The 9,337-nt window shown below is 43.5% G+C and carries 4 protein-coding genes; 3 read left to right on the top strand and 1 reads right to left on the bottom strand.

Annotation, left to right across the window (positions count from 1 at the left end; genetic code table 11):
* The 3 genes from Q0L00_RS17035 to Q0L00_RS17025 all read left to right on the top strand — a co-directional run.
* The coding region (locus Q0L00_RS17035) for a gliding motility-associated C-terminal domain-containing protein (RefSeq protein WP_297338097.1) at window positions 1–5,141 on the top strand (5,141 nt) is incomplete at its 5' end.
* Window positions 5,142–5,153: 12 nt separating this feature from the next.
* On the top strand, window positions 5,154–6,128 hold the full coding sequence (locus tag Q0L00_RS17030; RefSeq protein ID WP_297338096.1) for a type IX secretion system membrane protein PorP/SprF: 975 nt from the start codon (window positions 5,154–5,156) through the stop codon (window positions 6,126–6,128).
* A 2-nt stretch (window positions 6,129–6,130) separates the two neighbouring features.
* Window positions 6,131–8,527: an OmpA family protein gene (locus tag Q0L00_RS17025; protein ID WP_297338095.1), complete on the top strand. Its 2,397-nt coding sequence runs from the start codon at window positions 6,131–6,133 to the stop codon at window positions 8,525–8,527.
* Between the two features lie 54 nt (window positions 8,528–8,581).
* Here the strand turns inward: Q0L00_RS17025 and rluF are convergent, their stop codons facing one another.
* Window positions 8,582–9,310, bottom strand: a complete 729-nt coding sequence (gene rluF / locus Q0L00_RS17020; protein ID WP_297338094.1) for a 23S rRNA pseudouridine(2604) synthase RluF — start codon at window positions 9,308–9,310, stop codon at window positions 8,582–8,584.
* Window positions 9,311–9,337: the final 27 nt, after the last annotated feature.

The following is a 9,337-nucleotide window of genomic DNA, read 5'->3' as shown; positions in this document are numbered from 1 at the left end:
CAACCAATCCGATAGATGTAACGATCTGTGAAGGAGATGCCGAAAGCATTACCGCAAGTGCGACAGTTCCTGCTGGATTTACCATCGTTTGGTACACCACTGAAAATGGAGATGAAACTACAGATTCTCCTACTCTAAGTGAGGTCGGAACAGTAACATATTATGCAGCTGCTGTAAATAATACAACCCAATGCGAAAGTCAGGAGCGAACTCCAGTGACTTTGACCATCAATGATTGTTCCATCGCTTTGGTTAAGACCGTTGTCGCTGATCCATCCAATGAGGACAATTGCTTGGATACAGATGATAATCTGATTTACACCTTTACGGTAACTAATACTGGAAATGTAACGATCGATAATGTATCGATCGATGAGGAAAGCTTCTCTGGAACGGGGACCTTAAGTGCAATTACCTTTGTGTCCAGTTCAGAAGATAGTCCAGAAGGAACTTTGCTTGAAGGTGAAACTGCCACTTACACCGCTACTTATACTATTACTCCTGAGGATACCCAAGCTGGATTGATTAGCAATCAGGCTGAGGTAACCGGCACCGTCGGTGATTATGGAAATGTATCTGACCTTTCTGGTCAGACCATGGAAGATGATGAAGTCACTCAAATCGAAATTTGTCAAGATCCATCCTTGGATATTACCAAAGAAATTGATGTGAATGATGAAGAATTGAATGGAACGCTATCCTATATCATCACAGTCATCAATGACGGTAACGTAACCTTGACCAATATTTTGGTGGAAGATGAGCAACTTGATTTTGAATTCTTGATTGAATCCATCGCACCAGGAGAAGAAGTTGTGTTCAATTCTAGTGAATTTGAAGAATTGTCTATGACGATCACTTCTCAAATGATAGAAGCAGAGTGTTTTGAAAATACAGCTACTGCTGGATCACTAGTGATTGATGGAGAAAATAATCCGCTTCCTGATCAAATTTTAATTGATGGGCCGCAACAACCTGAAGTAATCCTAATCAGTCAGTTCTTTATCGAACCGGTTTCAGACACGGCTCTAGCTTGCTTTAATCAGAATCCAGCCATTGCTATCCTTAAAGAAGCTATAGAGCCTGCAGATTGTATTACCGAAGGTGATGAGATTACGTATCGATTTACTGTGACCAATGAAGGTAATGTAAGCCTTTCTAATGTAGAAGTAACTGATACTAAAGTGTCTGATGCTCCAATTACTGGGCCACTTAGCGGTGATTCAGGTGAGGATGGCATCCTAGGACTTGAAGAAACCTGGATTTACGAAGTTACCTATACGGTCACTAGTGATGACATCAATAATGGTGAGGTAGCCAATACCGCAACTGTTACCGCAGGATTTGGACAGTTTAACCTTTCTGAAGATTCCAATGAGGTGATAGTAGACGTAGATGAGACTACTGAAATCTCTACGCAGCCGGAAGGTGATATTTACTGTATCGGTGACGAGGCTACAGCTCTTGCAGTCATTGCTTCAGGAGAAGGAGTATTGACTTACCAGTGGTTTGTTAATGATGAGAATACCAAAGAAAATGCAGAAGCCATTGAAGGTGCTGATGGATCATCCTATGTACCATCTACTGCTACAGCAGGTACACTTTACTACTTTGTAGAAGTAACTGGCGAATGTGGGGTGGTCAGCAGTGATATAGCTACAGTAACCGTCGATTCGGTGCCCACTCCAGTTGCTGGCGAACCACAAGTAGTTTGTGAAGAAGATCCTATCCAAACTTTGACAGCTACCGCTACAGTCGATGGCGATTACCAGATTGTATGGTACGATGCTCCGGTTGGAGGTAATGTCGTTGATCCGACTTGGAATCAAATAGGTACTGAAATCTTCTATGCAGAAGCAGTCAATGAGACTACTGGATGTGTAAGTGCTGAACGAGCTGCAGTTAGCCTGACTATCAATGCTGCTCCGGTGACACCAACCAATCCAGTTGATGTGACCATTTGTGAAGGAGATGCAGAAAGCATTACCGCAACAGCCACAGTACCTGATGGATTTAGCATCGTATGGTACACATCAGCTGAAGGTGATGAGACTACAGCTAACCCAAGCTTAAGCACAGTAGGTGATGTCACTTACTATGCAGCAGCTGTAAATAATGAGACGGGTTGTGAAAGCTTAAGCAGAACTCCGGTTACTCTTGAAATCCAGGATGCTCCTGTGGCACCAACCAATCCGGTTGATGTAACCATCTGTGAAGGGGATGCTGAAGTTATTACTGCCAGCGCTACGGTTCCTGATGGATTTAGTATCGTATGGTACACGACTGCTGACGGAGAAGAGACTACAGCTAATCCTAGCCTAAGCTCAGTAGGTGAAGTCACTTACTATGCAGCAGCAGTGAATATTGAAACAGGTTGCGAAAGCTTAACCAGAACTCCAGTTGAACTTGTGATTAACCCGGCGCCAGGTGCTCCTACCAACCCAGTTGGAAATGTGATTTGCGAAGGGGATGCTGAAGTTATTATTGCCAGCGCTACGGTTCCTGATGGATTTAGCATCGTGTGGTACACCACTGCTGACGGAAATGAGACTACAGCAAATCCAAGCCTAAGCACAGTAGGGAATGTGACATACTATGCAGCAGCTGTTAACGACGTAACCGGTTGCGAAAGCTTAACCAGAACTCCAGTAGAGTTGGTGATCAACGAGGCTCCAGATGCTCCAATTACAGGAGGAGACGAAGTAGCCTGTTTCTTCGAGGAAGGACAGACCTTGACTGCAACAGCTCTAGTTGATCCTGGATTAGAAATCGTCTGGTACAATGCACCAGTGGGTGGTGAGGTAGTTAACCCAATCTTGACTGGATTAGGAACTATAACTTATTATGCTGAGGCCGTAAATCCTGAAACCAACTGTTCCAGCTTGAGCAGAACTGCAGTGACCTTGACTTTCAATTCTTGTGAAATTGCCATTGAGAAAACTGCTGATGTGTCTGTGGTTGAATCTGCTGGACAGATTATTAACTATACGCTAGTAGTAACCAATCCTGGTTCAGCTGATTTGACAGATGTGGAGGTAATTGATCCGTTGACCCAGTTCACTCAAACCATTCCAGTTCTTGGTGCGGGTGAGTCAGTGATACTTCAAACTTCTTACGAGGTCACTCAAGCGGATATTGATGCTGGAGTCATCACCAATACGGCTACTGTGACAGGTCAAGTAGATGGAAATGAGCTGACTTCCGAGGATACCGAATTGGTCAATGCGCTTCAAAACCCATCAATCAGTGTCGTGAAATCCGATAATGGATCAGAAGTGACGATGGCAGGTGAGGTAATTACTTACACCTTGACCGTAACCAACGACGGAAATGTGACCTTGGACAATGTAACCGTTGAGGATCCATTGACCGGATTAGATATCACTATCGGAACCTTGATTCCGAATGAATCAGAAGTTCTAGCGACAGAATATGAAGTGACCCAAGCGGATGTGGATGCTGGATTTGTCTTGAATACAGTCTTTGCCACCGGTGATAGTCCAACTGAAGAAACACCAACTGACGAAGATGAGGTTGAGACACCCATCACACCTAATCCTAGTATTTCGATCACCAAAGATGCAGATAAGGAGTCTGTCTCTGAGGCAGGTGAAGTTGTAACTTACACACTTACTGTAAGTAATGATGGAAATGTGACTTTGACCAATGTCGTTGTAACTGATCCATTGACTGAGCTTGAGGAGGTAATCGGAACCCTTACTCCGGGTCAAACTGTAGAGTTGATCACTGAATATGTGGTGACCGTAGAGGACTTGAATGAGGGTGGAATATTGAACGTGGCTTCAGCAGAAGGACAAGCTCCTGATGAGACACCAGTATCGGATGAAGCATCGGAAGAAGTTGAATCCCTACAACTGCCAGAAATTGAGATTGTCAAAACAACTGACAAAACTGAAATCGAAGGTGTTGGAGATGTGGTTATCTACACTTTGACGATAACCAACACCGGTAATGTGACCTTGACCAACGTCACCGTACTCGATCCGTTGACCGAACTTGAGGTGAATATCGGTGACCTTGCTCCAGGTCAGGTGGAAGTCATTGAAACGGAATACTCAGTTACTGCCCAGGACATGGAAAGTGATGGAATCGTAAACATTGCCAATGTTACCGCCACCACTCCAGACCAAACCGAGATTGGTGATGAAGACAGTGTGACGATTGGAATTGGTCCAAAGGAGATCATCGCAAACGATGATGACTTCGGAACCTACTTCGTGAGCTACGGGGGCCGATTGGGTAATATCCTGGAGAATGATCTCTTGGACGGACAGCGACCTGATCCAGATGATGTGGACTTCGAATTCACCGAATTGGATGGAATTATCGGTCTATTGATTGATGAAGATGGTGAATTGAGCTTGGTACCAGGAGTAAATGAAGCCAGAGAATATACCTTAGAATACATCCTAAGAGAAACCGTCTTCCCTGAAAATAGTGACGATGCGCTTGTGGTCTTCAGGTTGCAGAATGACAATGTGAACTTGAACGTCACCAAAGAAGCTACTCAGGACATTATTTTCGAAGGCGATGAGTTTGAATACGAAATAGTGGTCAGCAATATCGGTGGATTCGACGCCAGAAATGTGCAGATCACAGATCAGTTGCCTTCTGGAGTTGAATACATCAGCAACGAAGTGGTGGACAATCCAAGCAATGCCGAAGTGTCTACCACAGTGACAGGTAGTACCATTACCTGGAACATTGGATTCTTCCCAGCAGATGCAACGATTACCTTTAGTGTTCGTGTGAAAGCAGGATCTGCAGGAACAGTAACCAATACCGTAGTGGTTGGCGCCGAAGAAGAAGATACTGACGAAACGGACAATGAGGACTCTGACGTGAGTGAGATCAGGCCATTTAGAATACCAAATGTGATCACACCAAACAATGACGGTGACAATGACACCTTTGAGATTCAGGGACTCGGCAAGTTTGTGAGCAACACGATTACCATCTTCAATAGATTCGGTGATCACGTACTCGAGCGAGATAATTACAACAATGACTGGGATGCCCCAGGTCAGGTAGCAGGTACTTACTTCTACGTCTTAGTGGCGGTAGATGAGTCAGGCAGAGAACATGAATTCAAGGGCTGGATCCAGGTAATTAAAGACTAATCAAGAAGCGTTATGAAAAATACTTTTAAAATCATCGGAATGACCCTACTGGTGGCCTTCATGGCCACCGGAGGGACTTTTGGACAGCAGCTCCCCCAGTTTAGCCAGTATATCTTCAATGGATTGCATATCAATCCAGGATACGCCGGGTACAAGGGAGAGCCGTACATCCAATCGACCTACAGGAGTCAATGGGTAAACTTCCCAGGAGCACCGGAAACCTTTACATTGACCGCTGATCTTAGCGCCAATGAGGGAACCATGGGCTTCGGATTTTCTATCCTATCAGATCAGCTTGGTCCGGCTAAAACCACAGGGGGATCCTTGACCTATGCCTATCGAATTCAAACCAGTGCTACCGGGTTTTTAGGACTTGGCGTAAGTGCGGGGGTAACTGAATATGCGCTTGACGGATCCATGTTAGACCCAAATGACTTTCCAGATTCGGAAATTCCAATGGGTGTGGTAAATCTGTTTACTCCCAACTTGAATACGGGCTTGTTCTATCACAACAGCAAATTCTACGCAGGATTTAGTGTGTACAACATGGTTGGGAAAAATGCCCTTGAAAGAGAGGACATCGCATTAGCCTATCATGATTTTCACTACTACCTGACCATGGGAGCGCTGTTTGACTTAAGTACCATGGTGAAGTTTAAGCCAAGTTTCTTGATCAAGGAAGTAAAGGGAGCACCCACCAACTATGACATCAATGCCATGTTCTTATTTGGTGAGCGAATTTGGGTCGGTGGTTCCTACCGTTCAAATATGAAAATTTGGAATGATAACCTAGAGTCTAATCTTTCCAATAGAAATGCCGTGGCAGCGATTATTGAAATATTTGCTACGGATAGGTTGCGTTTGGGATATGCTTACGATCATAACACCAACGTACTAAGTGATTACAGAAACAACTCTCACGAGCTTTCTGTAGGCTTCTACATGACCCCAAGAAAAGCAGTTATGAAAAACCAAAGATGGTTCTGATTATGAAAAAGACATTGACGATAGTAAGTATTTCAGCCAGCTTATTTTTAGGGATAGTTGGGGGAGCCTCAGCTCAAAAATCCAAAGTTCGCTACGCTGATCAGCAGATGGAGTTGATGAACTATCAACACGCCATCGAGCAATATAAAGAAGCCTATGCCAAAAAGCCAAGCTATGATGTGGCTAAAAAAGTCGCCGAAGCTTACGATAAGGTACGGGATTATGATCAATCCTATGAATGGTGGTCCAATGTGGTTGCCTATGAGGAGGAGGTCGAGCAAAGTGATTTCGCAAATCTGCTTTCGGCGGCACAATTAACCGATAAAAGAGCTGAAGCCTTAAGCCTGATTCAGGCAAGAGGAGTATCTGCCGATTCTTTGGATGTGGAAGACCTGATTACCGTTTCTTCCCGAAAGAAGGTCAAGCTCGAAAACGTTTCAGAATTAAACTCAGAAGCATCGGATTTTAGCCTGGAAGAAGACGCCAATGGAAATCAATTCTTTGTTTCTGACCGTGGTGGATCCTATTCCAGCGAAATGCCAGGCCTACGAATCGACGGAAGAAATAAATTCTTCAGTGATGAGAAAAACGATTTTACAGACCGGGAATACTTCAGCATCTACAAGAAAAATGAAGAGGGCGAAATTACCGAAGTGATGTCAAACGTACCCGGTACGTTCAACTTCTCTGATCCTAGCTTTGCCAAAGAAGCGGGAATTCTTTTCTATTCTGTTACTCGGGATATTAAAAAGGTCAGAAAGACCAGAGAAATCGTTGTACAACCTGAAATTTACTACAGCAAAGTCAATGAAAATGGAGAATTAGAGGGTTTTACCCCATTCACATTTAATGATTCATTGGGTCATGCGGTGATGCATCCCTTTGTAGATGAAGAAGCGAAACGTCTGTATTTCACTTCTGATATGGAAGGGTCGCTTGGAGGATATGATATCTTTTATTCTGAGTACGATGAAGAAATGAATTTTTCTCCACCAGTCAATTTGGGTAGCCAAGTAAATACCGATGGAAACGAAACACATCCTTTCCGAAAAGGAGATAAGTTTTACTTCTCTTCGAGTGGACATCCTCGAGTAGGCGGACTGGACGTCTATGTGGCAGACTACACCTCTTCTGGAGTTTCCAATGTTCAAAACATGGGGATGCCCATCAATTCCAGCGCCGATGATTTTGGTTACCGTGAAATGGAAGATGGAGAGGTTTACCTTTCTTCCAACAGAAACGGGGGAATGGGTCTTGACGACATTTATTTGATGGAAGATGTTTATAAGCAGTTTCTTGCTCGTGTAATTGATTGCGAAGGAGTGATCATCAACGATAGCTACATGGCTACCTTAAGAGATGAAACTCAAAATGGAAATGTGACTACCCAACGTAATGCAAAAGGAGAACTGACTGCCGAATTGGAGCCAGATAGTGATTTTTCGATCCGTATTTCTAAGCCTGGTTATTTTACCATCACAGCGGATGATATCTCAACCAAAGGGTTTGAAGGAGATACTTTGAAGAAGGAATACAAACTTTCTCCCATTCCTTATCAACTTCCAGTTTTTGTGGACATTGTTTATTATGACCTAGACAAATACGTCATCCGTGAAGATGCCAAAGAAGCATTGGATAAAATTGCTGAGGTCATGAATAAGTACACCTTCCTTGACCTTTTGGTAGCTTCACATACCGATTCTAGAGCCTCTGATGAGTATAATATTACTTTATCAAATAACCGTGCCCAGGCAGTTACTGAATACATGGCTCAATACAACATTTCCGCTGACAGAATCAGATTGGAGTGGTTTGGAGAACAGAATTTGGTGAATGATTGTGGAAACGGGGTTCCTTGTCCTGATGTGGACCATCAATTAAACAGACGTTCTGAACTGGTCTTGGAAGCATTTCCTGATCCAACGAAGCAGTATGACATTCCTGAAGAGTTGAAAGATATGGATTTTTGTAAGCCCGAGGATATCTTCGATATGGTTCAGAAAGACATCAATGATATACCAACGATCTACTTTGATTTTGATAAGTCTATGTTGAGATCGGTACATAAGCAGGATTTGGAGCGAACAGCCATTATGCTACAACGGTTGCCGAATTTGATGCTCTTTATTGAAGGGCACACGGATCAACGAGGAGATGATGCTTACAACGAGTCTCTTTCTGAGCGTAGAGCTGATGTCGTGAAAGAGTACTTGATCAAACGTGGGATTGAAGAAAACAGGATGGAGCACAAGTGGTTTGGAGAAACTAAGCCGATTCATGACTGTAGCACTGGAACCTGTACTGAAGCGATGCATCAACTTAACAGAAGAACAGAACTTCGACTGGAAAAAGGAGCATTTACCTACACCGGTCGACAGAAAAAAGTAGATACGATGTGATAAGTTTATAGAGTATTAGTATCTGAAAAAGGGCTTCAATCGAAGTCCTTTTTTTTATGCCGTTTTGGAACTTCCGGAAATGAGTTCGTTGAGCTCTTTTAATTCCGTTGGGGTTAAATCCCGCCATTTCCCGGTAGGAATATCCAATTGAATATTCATGATTCGGACGCGCTTAAGTTGTTTTACCGTGTAGCCAAAATACTGAGTCATCCTACGAATTTGGCGGTTCATACCTTCGATCAAAATGATTCGGAATTTGAACTTACTGATTTTTTCCACCCTGCATTTCTTGGTAATTTTTCCTAAGATCGGAACACCATTTGACATGCGCTGAATAAATCGCTCGTCGATGGGTTTGTCTACCGTGACGATGTATTCTTTTTCGTGGCGGTTTCCAGCGCGCAAAATTTTATTGACAATGTCCCCTTCGGAAGTCAAAAAAATCAGTCCTTCACTATCCTTGTCTAATCTCCCAATAGGGAAAATCCGCTCTGGATGTCCGATAAAATCAATGATGTTATTCTTTTCGCCCTTGGTGTCAGTGGTTGATACGATTCCCACGGGCTTGTTGAAAGCAAGGTAGGTATGCTTTTGGATCGGTTGACCAACCGCTTTTCCATCAACGGCGACTTGATCTCCAGGGCTTACTTTGGTCCCTAATTCAGGAACTTTCCCATTGAGGGTAATTCTTCCCTGTTCCAGCAACTTGTCCGCTTCCCTTCTCGAGCAAAAGCCCACCTCGCTGAGGTATTTATTGATTCTGATCAGTTGGTCTTTTTCCAAGGCTACAGATTTGATTCTGCAAGTTAA

This window comes from Algoriphagus sp. (assembly GCF_024305035.1).
Lineage (GTDB): Bacteria > Bacteroidota > Bacteroidia > Cytophagales > Cyclobacteriaceae > Algoriphagus.
The sequence above is the reverse complement of the archived record's forward strand: the minus strand, read 5'-3'. Positions and strand labels throughout refer to the sequence as shown.